The 18,712-nt window shown below is 73.2% G+C and carries 14 protein-coding genes and 3 tRNA genes; 9 read left to right on the top strand and 8 right to left on the bottom strand.

The features are described from left to right. Window positions 1-90: 90 nt before the first annotated feature. Window positions 91-801 (bottom strand): triacylglycerol lipase, encoded by a 711-nt coding sequence (locus ABZZ17_RS10475; protein ID WP_356874157.1) that lies wholly within the window; start codon window positions 799-801, stop codon window positions 91-93. A 219-nt stretch (window positions 802-1,020) separates the two neighbouring features. On the opposite strand from ABZZ17_RS10475, the gene ABZZ17_RS10470 reads away from it, so the two are divergent. The 3 genes from ABZZ17_RS10470 (at window position 1,021) to ABZZ17_RS10460 (ending at window position 5,957) form a co-directional block, all read left to right on the top strand. Next, entirely contained in the window at window positions 1,021-2,058 is a 1,038-nt protein-coding gene (locus ABZZ17_RS10470) for a rod shape-determining protein (RefSeq protein ID WP_356874155.1), read from the top strand. Continuing rightward, entirely contained in the window at window positions 2,055-3,617 is a 1,563-nt protein-coding gene (locus ABZZ17_RS10465) for a GAF domain-containing protein (RefSeq protein ID WP_356874153.1), read from the top strand. Before ABZZ17_RS10470 ends, ABZZ17_RS10465 begins: the two co-directional genes overlap by 4 nt. 1,002 nt (window positions 3,618-4,619) lie before the next feature. Beyond that, on the top strand, window positions 4,620-5,957 hold the full coding sequence (locus ABZZ17_RS10460; protein ID WP_356874151.1) for a carboxyl transferase domain-containing protein: 1,338 nt from the start codon (window positions 4,620-4,622) through the stop codon (window positions 5,955-5,957). 12 nt (window positions 5,958-5,969) lie between these two features. On the opposite strand, the gene ABZZ17_RS10455 is transcribed toward ABZZ17_RS10460, so the two are convergent. Both ABZZ17_RS10455 and ABZZ17_RS10450 read right to left on the bottom strand, forming a co-directional pair. Then, window positions 5,970-7,034 (bottom strand): esterase-like activity of phytase family protein, encoded by a 1,065-nt coding sequence (locus tag ABZZ17_RS10455; protein ID WP_356874149.1) that lies wholly within the window; start codon window positions 7,032-7,034, stop codon window positions 5,970-5,972. 131 nt (window positions 7,035-7,165) lie between these two features. Beyond that, entirely contained in the window at window positions 7,166-7,981 is an 816-nt protein-coding gene (locus ABZZ17_RS10450; protein WP_356874147.1) for an AraC family transcriptional regulator, read from the bottom strand. A gap of 49 nt (window positions 7,982-8,030) precedes the next feature. Here ABZZ17_RS10450 and ABZZ17_RS10445 point away from each other — a divergent pair, with 49 nt between their 5' ends. Next, window positions 8,031-8,444: a cupin domain-containing protein gene (locus ABZZ17_RS10445; protein ID WP_356874145.1), complete on the top strand. Its 414-nt coding sequence runs from the start codon at window positions 8,031-8,033 to the stop codon at window positions 8,442-8,444. A gap of 44 nt (window positions 8,445-8,488) precedes the next feature. Here the strand turns inward: ABZZ17_RS10445 and ABZZ17_RS10440 are convergent, their stop codons facing one another. Then, entirely contained in the window at window positions 8,489-9,742 is a 1,254-nt protein-coding gene (locus tag ABZZ17_RS10440; RefSeq protein WP_356874143.1) for an MFS transporter, read from the bottom strand. A 214-nt stretch (window positions 9,743-9,956) separates the two neighbouring features. Between ABZZ17_RS10440 and ABZZ17_RS10435 the strand changes: the two genes are divergently transcribed. Then, window positions 9,957-11,135 (top strand): glutamate--cysteine ligase, encoded by a 1,179-nt coding sequence (locus tag ABZZ17_RS10435; RefSeq protein WP_356874141.1) that lies wholly within the window; start codon window positions 9,957-9,959, stop codon window positions 11,133-11,135. A gap of 135 nt (window positions 11,136-11,270) precedes the next feature. On the opposite strand, the gene ABZZ17_RS10430 is transcribed toward ABZZ17_RS10435, so the two are convergent. The 3 genes from ABZZ17_RS10430 to ABZZ17_RS10420 form a co-directional block, all read right to left on the bottom strand. Then, a tRNA-Ile gene (locus ABZZ17_RS10430) sits at window positions 11,271-11,344 on the bottom strand. 183 nt (window positions 11,345-11,527) lie between these two features. Beyond that, window positions 11,528-11,600, bottom strand: a tRNA-Asn gene (locus ABZZ17_RS10425). A gap of 5 nt (window positions 11,601-11,605) precedes the next feature. Next, window positions 11,606-11,678, bottom strand: a tRNA-Asn gene (locus ABZZ17_RS10420). A gap of 145 nt (window positions 11,679-11,823) precedes the next feature. Here ABZZ17_RS10420 and ABZZ17_RS10415 point away from each other — a divergent pair. The 4 genes from ABZZ17_RS10415 to ABZZ17_RS10400 all read left to right on the top strand — a co-directional run bounded on the left by ABZZ17_RS10415 (window position 11,824) and on the right by ABZZ17_RS10400 (window position 17,430). Next, window positions 11,824-12,132, top strand: coding sequence for a YtxH domain-containing protein (locus ABZZ17_RS10415; RefSeq protein WP_356874139.1), 309 nt, complete (start codon window positions 11,824-11,826; stop codon window positions 12,130-12,132). A gap of 66 nt (window positions 12,133-12,198) precedes the next feature. After that, window positions 12,199-13,644, top strand: a complete 1,446-nt coding sequence (locus ABZZ17_RS10410) for an FGGY family carbohydrate kinase (protein WP_356874137.1) — start codon at window positions 12,199-12,201, stop codon at window positions 13,642-13,644. A 133-nt stretch (window positions 13,645-13,777) separates the two neighbouring features. Then, entirely contained in the window at window positions 13,778-15,511 is a 1,734-nt protein-coding gene (locus tag ABZZ17_RS10405; protein WP_356874135.1) for an ABC transporter ATP-binding protein, read from the top strand. Next, the gene (locus ABZZ17_RS10400) at window positions 15,508-17,430 is read left to right on the top strand and encodes an ABC transporter ATP-binding protein (RefSeq protein WP_356874133.1); all 1,923 of its coding nucleotides are present in this window, start codon (window positions 15,508-15,510) and stop codon (window positions 17,428-17,430) included. The genes ABZZ17_RS10405 and ABZZ17_RS10400 overlap by 4 nt, the downstream gene beginning before the upstream one ends. Window positions 17,431-17,518: 88 nt before the next feature. Here ABZZ17_RS10400 and ABZZ17_RS10395 read toward each other — a convergent pair whose 3' ends face one another. Continuing rightward, window positions 17,519-18,610: an RNA polymerase sigma factor gene (locus ABZZ17_RS10395; protein ID WP_356874169.1), complete on the bottom strand. Its 1,092-nt coding sequence runs from the start codon at window positions 18,608-18,610 to the stop codon at window positions 17,519-17,521. Window positions 18,611-18,712 lie beyond the last annotated feature (102 nt).

Below are 18,712 nucleotides of genomic sequence, written 5' to 3'. Positions count from 1 at the left end.
GCCCGCGTACTGGACGTACTTGGCTTTCGCCCGGTGCGGCGAGAGCGCGTGCCAGGCGTCGCGGGGCAGACGGGAGTTTGACGACAGGCCCTAGGAGGCGAGGAAGGCGCGGACGCCGGCCGAGGTGGCGTCGTCGCCGAGCAGGTCGTTGTGGGCCAGGCAGCCGACCGGCGTGTTGGCCGCCCCGGTGAGCGGGACGCTGTTGTCCGGGTTGACCACCTCGTCGCACTCCGACCAGAAGGTCGCGTACCGCACCTCCCCCGGCGTCTCGTCCCCGGACGCCAGGTTCTTCACGACGTAGGACCCGGGGGTCATGTCCCGGCACGCCTGGTCCCACAGGGCGCAGGCCCAGGCGGTGGAGGTGCCGTGGTTGGGGCCGGCCAGGGAGACCCAGCGGCCGACGGTCGCGGTGCCGCCGCCGTGTTTGACGTACCAGCGGCTGACGAGGGATCCGAACGAGTGACCGACGATGTCGACCCGGGCGGCGCCGGTCTGACGGCGGACCTGGTCGACGTACGCGGCGAGCCGCCCGGAGAGGACCTCGTTGACGGACTGGTGGGTGTCGTAACCCCACGAGAAGAGCTCCGAGTCGGCGTACCCGTCGGCCCTCAGGTCCTCGCGCAGGGACCCCCAGACGCCCGGGTCGGCGTTGTAACCGTGGACGAAGACCACCGGATTGCGGACGGCGGCCCGCTCGGCGGAGCCGGCCGGGGTCCCGGCGGCCGCGTGGGCCGGCAGGGGCGCGAGCAGGGCGGCGGAGAGCGTCAGGAACGCCAGGATCTTCTGGCGGGGCGTCAGCATCGGGTCCCCTTTACCTTGTTACGCGCCAGTAGCGCGGACGTGCGCGCATCGTGCTGCCTGTCGGTACAGAAATCCACCCCCGTGCAGCACCTCCGGACCCGTCCGGCACACCCCGCCCGGAGCATCTCAACGGGCGCCATACCCGATTTACCCGAGAAGATATGAATTGCGATCGGCGCCCGCCGGTCTCTTGCGTCAGTGCTCTCGGGAGGATCTGCCGTGACCGTCAGTCTTGAGCAGTTGCGCCGCTGCCACGTCGCCGTCGACCTGGGAGCCGCCAGGACCCGCGTGTACGTGAAGGGCGCCGGACTGGTCGTCGACGAGCCCAGCGTCGCCGCCGTGAACACGCGGACCGGTGCGCTCATCGCCGTCGGCACCTTCGCCGAACGGATGACCGGCCGTACGCCCGACTACATCCGGGTCGTGCGCCCCGTTTCCGGCGGCACCGTCGTCGACATCGAAATGGCGCAGCGGATGCTGCGTCACCTGCTCGGCGAGAAGCTGCGCCGGGCCCTGCGCCGCAAGCCCCGGCTGCGGGCCGCCGCCTGCACCCCCCACGACGCCGACCCGCTGGCCCAGCGGGCCACCGTCGAAACCCTCGTCGGGCTCGGCGCCCGCCGCGTCGAACTCGTCGACACCCTGATCGCGGCGGCCGTCGGCTGCGGCCTGCCCGTGGAGCAGCCGACCGCGACGATGATCATGGTGTGCGGGGCAGCGGCCACCCAGGTGGCGGTGCTCTCCCTCGGCTCGATCGTCACCGCCCAGCGGATCCCCGTCGGCGGCGAGGCCATCGACCACGCGGTGGTCCAGCACCTGCGGCACGCCCACGAACTGATGCTGCCGAGCCAGGCCGTCCGGCCGCTCCAACTGGCCCTGCACGGCAACGGCCTCACCGCCGAGGGCCCGGCCTCCACCCTGATCCACGGCCGCGACGTGGCCACCGGACTCGCCCGCTCCGTCCACGTGGACACCGCGGCCGTACGGGACGCCATCCACACCCCGCTGACCGCCGTGCTCGACGGCATCGGCAAGGTGCTGCGCGACTGCCCTCCGGACCTGGTCGCGGACCTGACGGACCGGGGGATCATGATGGTGGGCGGCAGCGCCCTGCTGCCGGGCCTGGACCAGATGCTCCGGGACCAGACCGGAATGCCCGTGGCCATCGCGGAACGCCCGGACGTGTGCGCCGTGCTCGGTCTCGGCGCGATGCTGGAAGGAAAGATCGCACCCATGGTTCTCAACCCGCTGGCCGGATGACGCCGGAGACGGCCCCCGACGCCGAGCCGGCCAGTCTCCCGGTCCTGCTGGAAGCGGTCCTCAGCGTCGGATCGGAACTGGAGCTGCACACCACCCTCCAGCACATCGTGGAATCCGCCGCCGAACTGTGCGCGGCGCGGTACGGGGCGCTCGGGGTCGTCGACCCCGAGCGCGCCCGGCTGACCAGGCTGTTCACCGCCGGGCTGACCGAGGCCGAACGGGCCGCGATCCCCCGGCTGCCCGACGGGCGCTCCGGCGTACTCGGCGCGCTGATCACCGACCCGCGGCCGCTGCTGCTGGACGACCTGACGCGGGACCCCCGCTCGGCGGGACTCCCGCCGGGCCATCCGCCGATGCGGAGCTTCCTCGGCGTACCGATCCGGGTCCACACCGAGGTCTTCGGGAACCTCTACCTCACCGAGAAGCGCGGGGGCGGCCCCTTCACCGAGGAGGACCTCGCCCTGCTGCGCGTACTGGCCTCGCAGGCTGGGATAGCGATCGGCAACGCCCGGCTGTACGAGACGGCGCGCCGCCGGGAACGCTGGATCGAGGGCGCGGCCGCGGTGACGACCACCCTCCTGGCGGGACGGCCGGCCGCGGACGCCCTGATGTGCGTGGCGGAGCGCGCCCGGCTGCTGGCGGACGCGGCGGCGGGGGTCGTGCTCCAGCCGACTCCGGAGGGCGGCATGGAGATCGTCGCCGCCTCCACGCACGGCGACCCCGGGGACCTCATCGGCACCGCGATCGCGCCGGGCTCGGCCGTACTGGAACAACTGCTGGGCGGCGAACCGGTGTTCATCGAGGACTCGGCGACGGACCCGCGGATGACCACCCCTGTGCGGGAACGTTTCGGCCCGAGCATGATGCTGCCGCTCCAGAGCGGCGGGCAGCTGATCGGCACGCTGGCCCTGCCGAGGGCCCGGGGCGGGCCCGCGTACGACGCCGTGGACCGGCTGCTGGCCTCGCAGTTCGCCTCGCAGGCCGCGCTGGCGCTCGTCCTCGCGGACGCGCAGCACGACCGCGAGCAGCTGGCCGTCTACGAGGACCGCGACCGGATCGCCCGCGACCTGCACGACCTGGTGGTCCAGCGGCTGTTCGCGACGGAGATGATGCTGGAGAGCACCCGGCGGCGCTCGTCGAACGCGCCGGCCGGGGACACGGTCGGCGAGGAACTGAGCCGGGCCGTCGACGAACTGGACTCCACCATCCAGGAGGTCCGGACGGCCATCTTCGCCCTCCAGCAGCCGCCGACCGACGCCCCCACGACGTTCCGGGGACGGGTCCTGCGCGAAACGGGCGGGGCGGCGGTGCTCCTCGGCTTCCAGCCGTCGGTGCACTTCGCCGGCGCGGTGGACGCGCTGCTCACCGAGCCGGTGGCGGGCGGCCTCCTCTCCGCCCTGCGCGGTGCGCTGGCCGCGGCCCACCGGCGCAGCGGGGTGACCTCGATCGAGGTCACGATCGACGCCACCCCGACCCGGGTCCGCCTCTCCGTCACCGACGACGGCCACACGAAAACGAACACGCGGACCACGACGGTGAGATGGGAGTCCCCCCTCTAGCCCAGCCCGGACGGGGCCCGAGATGCCCCCGCCTCCACCAGGGGTGGCAGCTTCGCCCCGGGGGTTGGGTGGCTGCGCTGGGCGGCACCCGAAAGGGGCGGCAACTTCGCCCCGGGGCGGGGTAACTGCGCTGAGCGGGACCCGAAAGCGGCGGCAGCTTCGCCCCGGGGCGGGGTGGCTGCGCTGAGCGGGACCCGAAAGCGGCGGCAACTTCGCCCCGGGGCGGGGTGGCTGCGGTGGGTCGGGGCCGGGGCCGGGGTGGGGTGTCGTCCGGGGCGGGCATGATTTATGGCGCCCGGTCCGAGTCGCCTTGCCGGTCGGCACAGGGCGCCAACAAATCACGTTTGAGCCCCGGCCGACACCCCACCCCGACCCCGACCCCGACCGCGCAGCTCCCGCCCCGCCGACCCCCTTGGGCCCCTCCAGCCCCACCGGACCCATCGAGCCCGCCGAGCCCGTCGGGCCACTCCAGCCCCGCCGGCGCCTAAGGCGCCCCAGCCCCTCCGGCCCTTGACCCGCTCCGACCCCCGCCGACCCTTGAGCCGCTCCAGCCCCGCCGGCACCTAAGCCACCCCAGCCTCGCCGGCGTTTGAGGCGCGGGGTCTGGGGCGGAGCCCCAGGAATCCCCGCACCACCGGGCCCCGCCAGCCCCGTCCAGCCACTCCAGCCCCGCCGGACCCGCCGAGCCACTTCAGCCTCGCCGGCGTTTGAGGCGCGGGGTCTGGGGCGGAGCCCAGGGATCCCCGCACCGCTGGGCCCCGCCAGCCCCGCCGGACCCGTCGGGCCACCCCAGCCCCGCCGGCGTTTGAGGCGCGGGGTCTGGGGCGGAGCCCCGGGAGTGCCTCCATCGCTGGGTCGCGCCGGGCCTGTTGGGGTGCTTCAGCCTCGGCGGCGTTTGAGGCGGGAACGGGGGAAGGGTGGGGAGGGGAGGGCCCCGCGCAGCGGCGACCCCCGTACCCCGCCGGGCACGGCAGAGGCGGCCGCACGACCTAGGGTGGTGGCGTGACGACCCGCCTCTCGGCCCGCGCCGCCATCGCCGCCCTCGCAGACCCCGGCAGCTTCGCCGAACTCCCTGCCCCGCAGCGGGAGTCCCCGGACGACGGCCCCCTCGGCTGGACCGGCTACGACGCCTCCAGGGCCCGCGCCACGGCCCGTACCGGCGAGCGGGAGTCCGTCGTGACCGGCACCGCCCGCATCGGCGGCCGCGAAGCCACCCTGATCTCCTTCGAGTTCGGCTTCCTCGGCGGTTCCCTCGGGCAGCGCACCGGAGACCGGCTCGAAGCCGCGTACGGCCACGCTCGGGAGCACGGCCTGCCCCTGGTGTCCCTCATCGCCACGGGCGGGTCCCGCATGCAGGAGGGGATGCTCGCGCTGGCCCAGCTCCAGCGGGTGGCCGCGCAGTGCGTACGGACCCGGGCCGCGGGCCTGCTGCAGATCGCCGTGCTGCGCGATCCGACGACCGGCGGCGGGTGGGCCACCCTCGGCGCGGGCGCGGACGTCGTGCTCGCCCTCCCGGGGGCGCAGGTCGGCTTCGCGGGGTCCCGGGTGCGGCCCGCCGACGCCGATCCGGCGGCCTACACCGCCGAGGGGCAGTACGCCGCCGGGCACGTCGACGCCGTGGTGCCCCCCGAGGAACTGCCGGCCGTGCTCGCGGACTGGCTGCGCCTGCTGGCCGCGCCCCGCACGGCCGGCGCCGTGGCGCCCCCGGCCGCGCTGGCCGACGTGGCGCCGCCGGCGACCGGCTGGGACGCCGTCCTCCAGGCCCGGCATCCGGCCCGCCCGCGCGCCGAGGCCTACCTGGAGGCGTACTTCGAGCTGCGGCTGCCGCTCTCCGGGGACCGGGCGGGCGGCGTCGACCCGGGTGTGCTGTGCGGGTTCGGGCTGCGGGAGGGCCGGGCCGTCGCGTACGCGGCCCAGTGCGGCACCGCCACCCGCCCGGCGGGCTACCGTACGGCCGCCCGCGTCGTGCGTCTCGCGGACCGGCTCGGGATCCCGGTGCTGACCCTGGTGGACACCCCGGGCGCGGCCAACGACGCCGAGGCCGAGCACGCGGGCGCCGGCGCGGCGATCGCCGACACCTTCGCGGCGCTCGCCTCGGCGACGGTCCCGGTGACGACCCTCCTGATCGGCGAGGGGGGTTCGGGGGGCGCCCTCGCGCTGGCCGCCCCCGGGAACACCTGGGTCACCCCGGACAGCTACTTCTCGGTGATCGCCCCGGAGCTGGCGGCGGCCATCCTCAAGCGCCCCGCCGACCGGGCCCCGGAGACGGCGGAGCAGCTGCGCATCCGGCCGCAGGACCTGGTGGCGCTGGGCGTGGCCCGCGGGGTCGTCGGGCGGTAGCCCTGGCAGGACTCAGTACCGCCGCGCCGGGAGGCGGACGTCGGCCGTGTAGAGGCGGGTGATCTGCTGCGGGAACTCGTTGTCGTCGCTGGCCAGCAGCAGCCGGGTCCGTCCGCGTGCGTCGTCGTCCAGGACGGTCATGGCTTCGACGTTGTCGACCAGCGGGTGGTTCTGCGGCAGCTTCGACGGCGCGCCGAGCGTCGGGCAGTCGTTCAGGTCGCCGATCGGCGTCTTGCGGGCGGGCCGGAGCCCGCGCCCCTCGGTCAGCGTCTCGACCTTCGAGGTGTCGGTGGCCCCGAGCGGGTCGGCGACGTACAGCCGTACGGTGATGGCGAACTCCCGGGTGAAGCCGCGTTCCAGCACGATGAGGCGTCCGTCGCGGGTCGGCGCGAGTTCGACCAGCCCGTGTCCGGCGTCGACGGGGTAGGCGTACTGGCGGCCGAGGGCGAACTGCCCGTCGCGGCCGCGTTCCCAGGTCTGGATGCGCTGGAGGGTGCGGCCCTGCGCGTCCTTGCCGTCCCCGGCCAGGGGGCCCTCCACTCCGGCGACCAGGGTCCGTCCGTCCGGGAGCAGGGTGAGCGATTCGAAGGTCTGGTTCGCCGTGGCCCGGCCCTCGGGGGCGAGCCGGAACGCCGGCGGGACGGGCAGGGTCGCGAGGACCTCACCGGTGCGGCCGTGGCGGCGGACGGCGGGCGCGTTCTCGTCGGTGACGAGGTAGGTCCCGTCCCGGTCGACGACCACTCCCTCGGAGTCGAGGGGCTTCCCAGCGCCGTCGGTGAGCGGCAGCCGCGCGGTGGCCGTGGCCGTCGGGGTGTCCCCGCGGGCCACCTTCAGGCGGTAGAGCGCCGACTTGTCGGAGACCGCGGCCACCGAGCCGTCCCGGTCGAGGGCGAGGCCGGAGATGCCGCCCACCAGGCGCCCGTCGAGGAGGCTCTTGTCGAGCGAGTCGGAGAAGCCCCGGACGGTCAGGTGTGGCGAGCAGGCCCGGTTCTGGGGGGCCGCGACGGCCGGCGGGGCGAGCGCTCCGGCGAGTGCGGCGGTGGCCGCCGCGGTGGTGACGAGCGTACGAAGGCGCATGAAGGCCTTCCTCCTGGATCGGCTGGGCCGCCCGCGTCGGCGCGGGCGAAGACTGCCGAACTGTCATATGTCGATCAGAAATAAAACGGAAGGGGTGGCAACGACACCGCAACGAATCCGCCAACTCCCCTTCACATACGGCCGGACCGGGCGAATCCGGCCGGTCCGATCCCGACGTGCCGGCCGAAGTGCCGGGTCAGGTGAGCCTGGTCGTAGAAGCCGGCCGCCGTCGCCGCCTCCGCCGCCGGCATGCCCGCCAGCAGCAGCTCCCGCGCCCGCGCCACCCGTCGCCCGGTCAGGTAGGCGTGCGGCGGCAGCCCGTAGGCCCGCCGGAAGGCCCGGACCAGGTGCGTGGGGTGTACGCCGCCCAGCGCGGCCGACGCCGCGGCCAGGGTGATCCCCTCGACGACCCGCGCGTCCAGCAGCTCCCGCAGCCGTACGGCGGTCCCCGCGCCCGGGGTCGCGGACGGCGCGGGCCGCCGCCGCCCGGCGAGCCACCACCGCAGCCGCTCCCCCACGAACGCCAGCCGCGCCTCGGCCTCCAGCGGTTCCCGCCCGGCCAGGGCCCGGTGCAGCCCGTCCAGCCGGTCCCGCAGCGCCGGGTCGCGCAGCAGCGGCGCGTCCACGGCGGCTCCGGTCAGCCGCTCCGGCAGCACGGAGGTGTCGACGTACAGGACCCGCTTGCGGAAGCCCGTCTCGGTGACGGTCCGCCCGTCGTGGACCACGCCGGGCGGCAGGAGGATCACCGGGCCGGAGGCGCCGGCACCGTACCGCTCCCGGTCGAGGGCGAAGTCGACCCGCCCGCCGTCCAGGAGCATCAGGGTCCAGGTGTCGTGCACGTGGGCCGGGTAGGCGTGGGCGGTGAAGCGGGCGTGGAAGACCTCGGCGATGCCCGCGACGGGTGGCCGCCAGGCGGAGACGGTGCTGCGCGGGGGTGTGGCGGCCATGTCAGGAACGTACAAGACCGCCCGCGCCCGCCCCCGGCAGCCTGTCCGCATGACGACGACGCAGAAGGACACCGCACAGGACGGCGCGCGGAACGGCGCGCAGGCCCCCACGAAGGTCAACATCGCCGAGAAGCTGGCCGGTTTCACCGAGCGGTGGGCCCCGCGCCGGATCGCCCGCGTCAACGACTACGAGGTCAAGGCGGTCCGGATCCAGGGGGAGTTCGTCTGGCACAGCCACGAGGAAACCGACGAGATGTTCCTCGTGGTGAGGGGCTCCCTCACGATCCGGCTGCGGGACGGCGAGGTCGTCCTGCACCCCGGCGAGCTCTACGTGGTCCCGCGCGGCGTCGAGCACCTCCCGGTGGCGGCCGAGGAGGCGGAGGTACTGCTCTTCGAGCCGGCGGGGACCCCGAACACCGGCGACCGCGGCGGGGACCGGACCCGCGAACCGGTGGACGCGTAGGCCGTCTCCCCCGGCGCGACCCGGGCGGCGCCCCGCGCCGGGGCTCAGGCCTGCGGCGAGCGGGCGTCGTAACGGGCGAAGGCCCGCCACCGGGCGGCGAGCAGGCCCACCACCAGGACGCAACCGAGCCCGCCGCCGGTGATGGCGACGGCGGGGGAGGTGAGTTCGGCGGCGGTCCCGGCGAGGAAGTCCCCGAGCCGGGGCCCGCCCGCGACCACCACGATGAAGACGCCCTGGAGCCGGCCGCGCATGCCGTCCGGGGTGGCGGCCTGGAGCATGGTGGTGCGGAACACCATCGAGACGGTGTCGGCGCAGCCGGCCAGGGCCAGGAAGAACAGCCCGAGCCAGAGGTTCCGGGTCAGCCCGAAGACGGCGACGGCCAGCCCCCACGCGGCGACGGAGATCAGGATGGCCAGCCCGTGGCGCCGGATCCGCCCCTGCCAGCCGGAGAACAGCCCGCCCAGCAGGGCTCCCACGGCGGGCGCGGCGGCCAGCAGGCCGACCGTCTTGGCGTCACCGCCGTACCAGAGCACGGCGATGGCCGGGAACAGCGCCCGCGGATGGGCCAGCACCATCGCGGCGAGGTCGGAGAAGAAGGTCATCCGGATGTTGGGCCGGGTCCCGAGGAAGCGCAGCCCGTCCATGACCGAGGCCCGGCCCTGCTTGCCCTCGGGCAGCATCGACGGCAGCCGCCACATGGCGTAGAGGGCGGCGACGAAGGTGACCGCGTCGATCAGGTACGCCGCCTGGTACCCCCACCAGCCGACGATCAGGCCGCCCAGCACGGGCCCGGCCATCATCCCGGAGGTCATGGTGACGGAGTTCAGCGCGTTGGCGGCGGGCAGCTGCTCCGGCGGCAGCAGCCTGGGGATCATGGCCGATCTGGCCGGTCCGTTCAGCGCCCCGCAGACCGCCTGGAGCGCGACGACCGTGTAGAGCAGCCACACCCGGTGGTAGTCGAGCAGCGCGGCGCCGGCCAGGGTCACGGACAGGACGGTGAGGCCGAGGGAGCTGTAGAGGCCGAGCTTGCGCCGGTCCACGGTGTCGGCGATGGCGCCGCCGTAGAGGCCGAAGGCGACGAGCGGCACCAGCGAGAAGAGCCCGACCAGCCCGACCGAGAAGCTGGATCCGGTGATGTCGTAGACCTGGAGGGAGATGGCGAGGGCGGTCATCGCCTGGCCCAGCCAGGAGATGGTGCCCCCGACCCACAGCCGCCGGTAGTGGGCGGAGGTACGCAAAGGGGTCAGGTCGGCGAATATCCGTCGACGCGGCTGCGGAGGAGAGGCGGTACCGGTCACAGCGGATGATAACCACCGGCTCGCGGCCGGCCCGGGGCCGCGGACCGCTGTTCACACACCCGCAACGCCCTCCCCACGCGGATCCGCCGCCCCAGGCCGGGGCTCCGGCTGCCGCTAACCCGCCACTATCACCGCACTTTTGACCGAATCGCCGTACCCTCCTCGCCTCCCGCTCGGCTCATGATGAAAAGACTCGTATGTCCAGGGAGGCGTAGTGATCGAACCTGGCAACAGCACCACGAGCACCAGTCACACCAGCCCCACGGGCCACGGCCTGCGCACCGCGAGCGGCCGCACCTCCCCCCTCACGGTCGGGGTCGAGGAGGAGTTCCTCCTCGTCGACGCCCGCACCCTGCGGGTGGTCCCGGCCGCTCCGCTCGTCCTCGCCACCGCCGCCGGACTCCCCCAGGAGATCCACCCCGAGGGGACCCGGTACCAGGTGGAGATCTCCACCCCGGTCGCCGATTCCGCGGTCACCCTGCGCGAGGAGCTCGCCGCCCTGCGGCGCAGCCTCGCCCGGGCCGCCCGCGCGCACGGCTGCCGGCTGCTCGCCGCGCCCTCGCCCGTCGTGGCCCTGTCCGGGCCGCTGCACCTGACCGACGACGAGCCGCGCCAGCGCGAGCAGCACCGGCGCTTCGGCGCCCTGACCGACACCCTGGTCAGCTGCGGCCGCCACATCCACATCGGCACCCTCGACGTGGACACGGCCGTGGCGGTCTCGAACCGGGTCAGACCGTGGCTGCCCACGCTGATCGCGCTGGCGGCCAACTCCCCCTTCTGGGGCGGCCGGGACACCGGCCACTCCAGCTGGCGGGCGATGGCCTGGTCGGGCTGGCCCTCCGCCGGGCTGCCCCCGCACTTCACGTCCACGGCCCACTTCCGGCGCTCGGTGCAGACCCTGCTCGGCTCCGGGGCCGCCCTGGACACCAAGATGGTCTACTGGGACCTCCGCCCGTCCGGGAACTGGCCCACCCTCGAAATCCGGGCGCCCGACATGTCCCCGGACATCGACACGGCCGTCCTCCAGGCCGAGCTGGCCCGTGCCCTGGTGGCCACGGCCCTGCGCGACATCGCGGAGCAGCGCCCGGATCCGCCCCTGCGGGACGACGTACTGCGCCTCGCGCGCTGGCGGGCCGCGCACGACGGTCTGGAGGGCTTCGGCCTGGACCCGTACACGGGCGCCGAATTACCGGCGGCCGACCTCGCGGAGGCCCTGCTCGACCTGGTCGCCCCGGCGCTGGCCGCCGCCGGTGACCTCGACCACGCCGCGAAGACCCTGGGCGGTCTGCTGCGCGACGGCTCGGGCGCCGCCCGGCAGCGCGCGGCCTTCGCCCGCCGCGAGGACCTGGACGACGTACTGCGCCACCTGGTGGAGGAGACCGAGAACTTCTAGCCCCGCCGCCGGGGCCGCGACCGCGGACGCACCCGCGGCCGCGGCCCGGCGGCGCGCCCTCGGGCAACGGACCCCGGACATGCGAAAGGCGGCCCCGAAGGACCGCCTAATCGTTTCTGCAAACCTGCTCCGCGGTGGGGCGGGTGGGACTCGAACCCACGGCCGACGGATTATGAGTCCGCTGCTCTAACCGGCTGAGCTACCGCCCCTTTACGGCGTGGCGCGTACATGTGTGCGCGCCGTCTGCCGCAGCATAGCCGCTCATACGATCTCCTGCCTCGGATGCCTCGCATGATCGGCTTCACCTGTTCAGAGAGACCGCGCCGAGGGCTGCCCGGTTCCCGTTTCAGGGCAAAAAGAAAGAGGACCCGCCCGGGTCCTCTTCTTTCCTGCTCCCCCGACTGGACTCGAACCAGTAACCTGCCGGTTAACAGCCGGCTGCTCTGCCAATTGAGCTACAGGGGACCGCGCTCCCCCGACTGGACTCGAACCAGTAACCTGCCGGTTAACAGCCGGCTGCTCTGCCAATTGAGCTACAGGGGATTGCTGCGGTGCACCGAACAGCCCACCTCCGGCCTTGCCGGGGGGCGAGCGCCCGTTGCGAGTCATAGATTAGCGCAAGCAGGGGGGTGCTCCGCCAATCGGTATCTCCAGCAGGCCGGGCACCACACGACGAAGGGTGACAGGCATGCGGTACAAGGTCACGTTCGTGGTCGGACTGGCCCTCGGGTACGTCCTGGGGACCCGGGCCGGGCGTGAGCGGTACGAGCAGCTGAAGAAGTCGGCACGCCAGGTCGCGCAGAACCCGGCGGTGCGCAACGCGGCCGAGACGGCCGGGCAGAGCGGGCGCGCCTTCGCGGGCAAGGCGTTCGCCGCGGTGAGCGAGAAGGTCGGCGACGCCGTTCCGGACTCGCTGACCGAGCGGGTGCGGACCCTGCGGAGCCGGGGCGCGGGCGGCGCGGGCACCGAGGACGAGTGGGGTACGAGCAACACCTGACGCCGTCGGCGAGTGGAGGCGGAAGGCCGGGCCGAGCCCGGCGCGGCGTGCGGCAGAATTCTCCGCATGGGGATAGTCGCCGGGCTGGACAGCTCTTCCACCTTCACTCGCATCGTCGTCTGCGACGCGGACACGGGCGCCGTGCTGCGCCAGGGCTACGCGCCCCATCCACAGTCCGCGGGTGAGACCGTCCCCCACGAGACCGACCCCCAGGCGTGGCTGCTGTCCCTCGGCGAGGCCGCCGGCGGGGGGCTGCTGGAGGGGGTCGAGGCGATCGGCGTCTCCGCGCAGCAGCAGGGCGTGCTGCCGCTGGACGCGCAGGGCGGGCTCGTACGGCCCGCCCTGGTCGGCAACGACAAGCGCGGGCAGGTCGCCGCCGCGGATCTGATCGAGGCGCTCGGTGGCCGCCAGGCCTGGGTCCAGGCCGTGGGTTCGGTGCCGCACTCCGCGCAGCCGATCGCGAAGCTGGCCTGGCTGGCCCGGACGGAGCCGGAGGCGGCCCGCCGGGTGGCGGTCCTCATGTCCCCGCACGACTGGCTCGTCTGGCAGTTGCTCGGCCGGCCGGCGCGCCGCACCACCGACCGGGCCGGTGCCTCCGGGACCGGTTACTGGTCGGCGGCGACGGGCGCGTACCGCCCGGACCTGGTCGAGCTGGCGCTCGGCCGGCAGGCGCTGCTGCCCGAGGTGCTCGGCCCGGCCGACGCCGCCGGGATGACGCCCGAGGGGCTGCTGATATCCGCCGGTACCGGCGAGACGATGGCCGCCGCGCTGGGCCTGGGCCTGGGCCCGGGTGACGCGGTGGTCTCGCTGGGCGCCTCCGGCTCGGTGATGGCCGTGCACCACGAGGCCCTCGCGGAGCCGGGCGGCCTGATCACCTCCCTGGCCGACGCGGGCGGCATGCACCTGCCGGTGGTGAACACCTCCAACGCCGTACGGGCGCTGCGCGGCACCGCCGACATGCTCGGCACCGACCTGGAGGGACTGAGCGCGCTCGCGCTGAAGTCGACTCCCGGTGCACACGGGCTCGTGCTGCTGCCGTACCTGGAAGGGGAGCGGACCCCGAACCTGCCGCACACCGCCGGGACCCTGTCCGGGCTGCGCCGGGACTCGATGAAGCCCGAGCACCTGGCGCGGGCCGCCTTCGAGGGCATGCTGTGCGGGCTGGTCGACGCCCTGGACGTGCTGCGGCACCGGGGGGTCGGGATCCGGCGGGTGTTCCTGCTGGGCGCGGCGGCCGACCTGCCCGCTGTGCAGGCGGCGGCGCCCGGGCTGTTCGGGACGCAGGTGGTCGTCCCGGCGCCGGCGGACTACGCGGCGCTGGGCGCGGCCCGGCAGGCGGCGTGGGCGCTCGGTGCGCACCGGGGCACGCTGGCCCCGCACACTCCCCCGCTGTGGCCGGCTCCGGCGGCGCAGGTCTTCGAGCCGGGTGAGGAGTACCCGGCCTGGCAGGCGGTGCGCCAGCAGTACGTCGCCACGCGGGAGCAGCTGCACCCGGGGGCGTTCCAGTTCTAGTCCCGGCACTAGGGCGCGGGTCTCAGGCCCCGTCCTCCTTTTGACCGGGCTTTACGAAATCCGGTGGGGTTCGGGGTCCCGGTTGGCACAAGATGGAGCGAACCCCCTCGATCTTGCCGACCGGAGCCTGCGCGTGCTCATACGACTTCTGCGGACCCATCTGGGTCCGTACCGGAAACCGATCGCCGTACTGGTCCTGCTGCAACTGCTGCAGACCAGTGCGAGCCTCTACCTGCCGACGCTCAACGCGGACATCATCGACAACGGTGTCGTCAACGGGGACACCGGCTACATCCTCACCTTCGGCGCGCTGATGCTCGGCGTCTCGCTCGTCCAGCTGGTCTGCAACGTCGGAGCCGTCTACTACGGCGCCCGCACCGCGGCCGCGCTGGGGCGCGACGTGCGGGCCGCGGTCTTCGACCAGGTGCAGAGCTTCTCCGCCAGGGAGCTCGGCCAGTTCGGTGCCCCGTCGCTGATCACCCGTACGACGAACGACGTCCAGCAGGTCCAGATGCTGGCCCTGATGACGTTCACCCTGATGGTCTCGGCGCCGATCATGTGCGTCGGCGGCATCGCGATGGCGCTCTCCCTGGACGTGAAGCTGTCCGGCGTGCTGCTCGCGGTGGTGCCGGTGCTCGGCATCTCGGTCGGCTCGATCGTCTACAAGACGCAGCCGCTGTTCCGCCAGATGCAGGACCGCCTCGACACCGTGAACCGGGTGCTGCGCGAGCAGATCACCGGCAACCGCGTGATCCGCGCCTTCGTCCGCGACCCGTACGAGAAGGAGCGTTTCCGCGAGGCCAACGCGGACCTCACGGGTGTCTCGCTGGCCGCGGGCAAGCTGCTCGCGCTGATGTTCCCCGTCGTGATCCTGGTCGTGAACGTCTCCAGCGTGGCCGTCATCTGGTTCGGTGCGATGCGCGTCGACAGCGGCGGCATGGAGATCGGCCAGCTGACGGCCTTCCTCGCCTACCTGATGCAGATCGTCATGTCCGTGATGATGGCCACCTTCATGTTCATGATGGTGCCGCGCGCCGCGATCTGCGCGGAGCGCATCCAGGAGGTCCTGGACACCGAGTCCAGCGTGGTGCCGCCCACCGACCCGGTGCGCGAGCTGGCCCGGCGCGGGCAGCTGGAGCTGCGCGGCGCCGACTTCCGCTACCCGGGCGCCGAGGCGCCGGTGCTGCGCGGGGTGGACCTGGTGGCCCGCCCCGGGGAGACCACCGCGGTGATCGGCTCGACGGGCAGCGGGAAGTCCACGCTGCTGGGCCTGGTCCCGCGGCTGTTCGACGCGACGGGCGGCGAGGTCCTCGTCGACGGTGAGGACGTGCGCCGGCTCGACCCGGAGCTGCTGGCCAAGACGGTCGGCATGGTTCCGCAGAAGCCGTACCTGTTCTCCGGGACGGTCGCCTCCAACCTGCGGTACGGGCGTCCCGACGCCAGTGACGAGGAGCTGTGGCAGGCCCTGGAGGTGGCGCAGGCCAAGGGGTTCGTGTCCGAGCTGGAGGGCGGGCTCGACGCGCCGATCTCCCAGGGCGGCACGAACGTCTCCGGTGGCCAGCGACAGCGTCTGGCGATCGCCCGGACGCTGGTGCAGCGGCCGGAGATCTACCTTTTCGACGATTCCTTCTCGGCGCTGGACTACGCGACGGACGCGGCGCTGCGCGCGGCGCTCTCCCGGGAGACCGAGGACGCGACGGTGGTCATCGTCGCCCAGCGGGTCTCCACGATCCGCGACGCCGACCGGATCATCGTCCTGGACGAGGGTCAGGTCGTGGGTGAAGGACGGCATCACGAGCTGATGGCCGGCAACGAGACCTACCGGGAGATCGTGCTCTCCCAGCTGACGGAGGCGGAGGCCGCATGAGCGGGCCCGGAGGACGGATGATGACGGGCCCCGGCGAGCGGTCCATGGACTTCAAGGGGTCGGGCAAACGGCTGCTGGGGCAGCTGGCGCAGGACCGGGCCAAGCTGTGGGGCATGGTCGCGGCGGTGGTCGGCAGCGTCGGCTGCGCGGTCGTCGGACCGAAGATCCTCGGCAACGCCACGGACCTGGTCTTCGCGGGGATCGTCGGCCGGCGGATGCCGGCCGGGATCACCAAGGACCAGGCGCTGGAGCGGATGCGCGCCGACGGTCAGGGCGGGATGGCCGACATGCTGTCCGGCACCGACTTCACGCCGGGCGAGGGCATCGACTTCGACGGGGTCGCGGTCGTGTCGCTGTGGGCGCTGGTGGTGTTCACGCTGGCCGGTCTGCTGATGCTGGTCGCGACCCGGCTGTCGAACCACGTGATGAACGGCACCGTCTACCGGATGCGCGAGGAGCTCCAGGCGAAGCTGTCGCGGCTGCCGTTGTCGTACTTCGACCAGCAGAAGCGCGGCGAGGTGCTGAGCCGTGCGACGAACGACATCGACAACATCGGGCAGACGCTCCAGCAGACGATGGGGCAGCTGCTGAACTCGCTGCTGACGATCGTCGGCGTGCTGGTGATGATGTTCTGGATCTCGCCGCTGCTGGCGCTGGTCGCGCTGGCGACCGTGCCGCTGTCGGTGTTCGTCGCGGCCAAGATCGGCAAGAAGTCGCAGCCGCAGTTCGTGGCGCAGTGGAAGACCACGGGCACGCTCAACGCGCACATCGAGGAGATGTACTCCGGCCACACGCTGGTGAAGGTGTTCGGGCGGCAGCGGGAGTCGGCTGCGGTGTTCGCCGAGGAGAACGAGGCGCTGTACCGGGCCTCGTTCAAGGCGCAGCTGGTCAGCGGCATCATGCAGCCGGTGATGTTCTTCATATCGAACATCAACTACGTGCTGATCGCGGTCGTCGGCGGTCTGCGGGTGGCCACGGGCGCCCTGTCGATCGGTGACGTGCAGGCGTTCATCCAGTACTCGCGCCAGTTCTCGATGCCGCTGACGCAGGTGGCCTCGATGGCGAACCTGGTGCAGTCGGGCGTCGCCTCGGCGGAGCGGGTGTACGAGCTGCTGGACGCGGCGGAGCAGGAGCCGGACGCGGAGGTTCCGGAGCGTCCGGAGACGCTGCGCGGCCAGGTCACCCTGGACAAGGTGGCGTTCCGGTACGAGCCGGACAAGCCGCTGATCGAGAACCTGTCGCTGACGGTCGAACCGGGCCACACGGTCGCGATCGTCGGTCCGACGGGCGCCGGCAAGACCACGCTGGTCAACCTGCTGATGCGGTTCTACGAGGTCACGGGCGGGGAGATCGCCCTGGACGGCGTGGACATCGCGAAGATGACCCGCGAGGAGCTGCGCGGCGGCATCGGCATGGTCCTCCAGGACACCTGGCTGTTCGGCGGGACCATCGCGGAGAACATCGCCTACGGGGCCTCCCGCGAGGTCACGCGGGAGGAGGTCCGGGAGGCGGCGCGGGCCGCGCACGCGGACCGGTTCATCCGCACCCTGCCGGACGGCTACGACACGGTGCTGGACGACGAGGGCTCGGGGGTCAGCGCGGGCGAGAAGCAGCTGATCACCATCGCCCGGGCGTTCCTGTCGGATCCGGTGATCCTGGTCCTCGACGAGGCGACGAGCTCGGTGGACACCCGTACCGAGGTGCTGATCCAGAAGGCGATGGCGCGTCTGGCGCACGGCCGTACGTCCTTCGTGATCGCGCACCGGCTGTCCACGATCCGGGACGCCGACGTGATCCTGGTCATGGAGAGCGGCTCGATCGTGGAGCAGGGCACGCACGAGGAGCTGCTGGCGGCGGACGGCGCGTACGCGCGGCTGTACGCGGCGCAGTTCGCGCAGGCGGTGGCCGAGGTCGACTAGGCGGTCGTCGGGGACGGCCGTGGAGGCCGGTCGAACGGGTGGGGGCGTCCTTCGGGGCGCCCCCTGCCCGTTCCGGGCGCCGCCGGTGTCAGTCGAGGTAGCCGCGGAGCTGGTCGGCGAAGGCGTGGTCGCGCAGCTTGCCGAGGGTCTTGGACTCGATCTGGCGGATCCGCTCGCGGGTCACGCCGAAGATCCGGCCGATCTCCTCCAGGGTGCGGGGCCTTCCGTCGGCGAGGCCGTAGCGGAGCTGGACGACCTTGCGCTCGCGTTCGCCGAGGGTCGACAGCACGGCTTCGAGGTGTTCGCGGAGCAGGAAGAACGCGGCGGACTCCACGGGCGAGGCGGCGTCGCCGTCCTCGATGAGGTCGCCGAGGGCGACGTCGTCCTCCTCGCCGACGGGGGCGTGCAGGGAGACCGGTTCCTGGGCGAGGCGGAGCACCTCCAGGACCCGCTCGGGGGTCAGTTCCAGGTGGACGGCGACCTCTTCGACGGTGGGTTCGTAGCCGCGTTCCTGGAGCATGCGGCGCTGGACGCGGACGACGCGGTTGATCAGTTCGACGACGTGGACCGGCACGCGGATGGTCCGGGCCTGGTCGGCGAGGGCCCGGGACATCGCCTGGCGGATCCACCAGGTGGCGTAGGTGGAGAACTTGTAGCCGCGGGCGTAGTCGAACTTCTCGACGGCCCGGATCAGTCCGAGGTTCCCCTCCTGGACCAGGTCGAGCATGGTGAGGCCGCGGCCCACGTACCGCTTCGCGACGGAGACGACGAGCCTCAGGTTGGACTCGATGAGCCGGCGCTTGGCCATCCTGCCCATGACCACGAGCTTGTCGAGGTCGTGGGCGAGCCGGGAGTCGAGGTCCGGGGTGCTGCCCAGTTTCTCCTCCGCGAACAGGCCCGCTTCGACCCGCCGGGCGAGGTCCACCTCCTCGGCGGCGGTGAGCAGCGGGATCCTGCCGATCTCGCGGAGGTACTGCCGGAAGAGATCGGCGGACGGTCCTGCCCCGCTTCCGTTGTCCCTGCCGCGTGCGCGTGGGGCGGGCACGTGGCCGACCGGTTCCGGGGCCTCGGGTTCGTCGTCCACGGCTTCGGCCTCGGGGTCGGGCTCTGTCACCGCGGCGGCTTCGGCGTCGTCGGTGAGGTGCGCGGGCTGAACGGGGTGGCTCACGTTCGCGGTCAGGGTCTGGGTCTGCACGGGGGCGACCTCCAGGGCTCCGAGGACGGTGGCACCGCACCTCAGTGTGGGGTACGGCACATCACCGCCACGAGGGGCGTGCGAGCA

The sequence above is a fragment of the Streptomyces sp. NPDC006512 genome (assembly GCF_040611935.1).
In the GTDB taxonomy this organism is placed as follows: domain Bacteria; phylum Actinomycetota; class Actinomycetes; order Streptomycetales; family Streptomycetaceae; genus Streptomyces.
The sequence above is the reverse complement of the archived record's forward strand: the minus strand, read 5'-3'. Positions and strand labels throughout refer to the sequence as shown.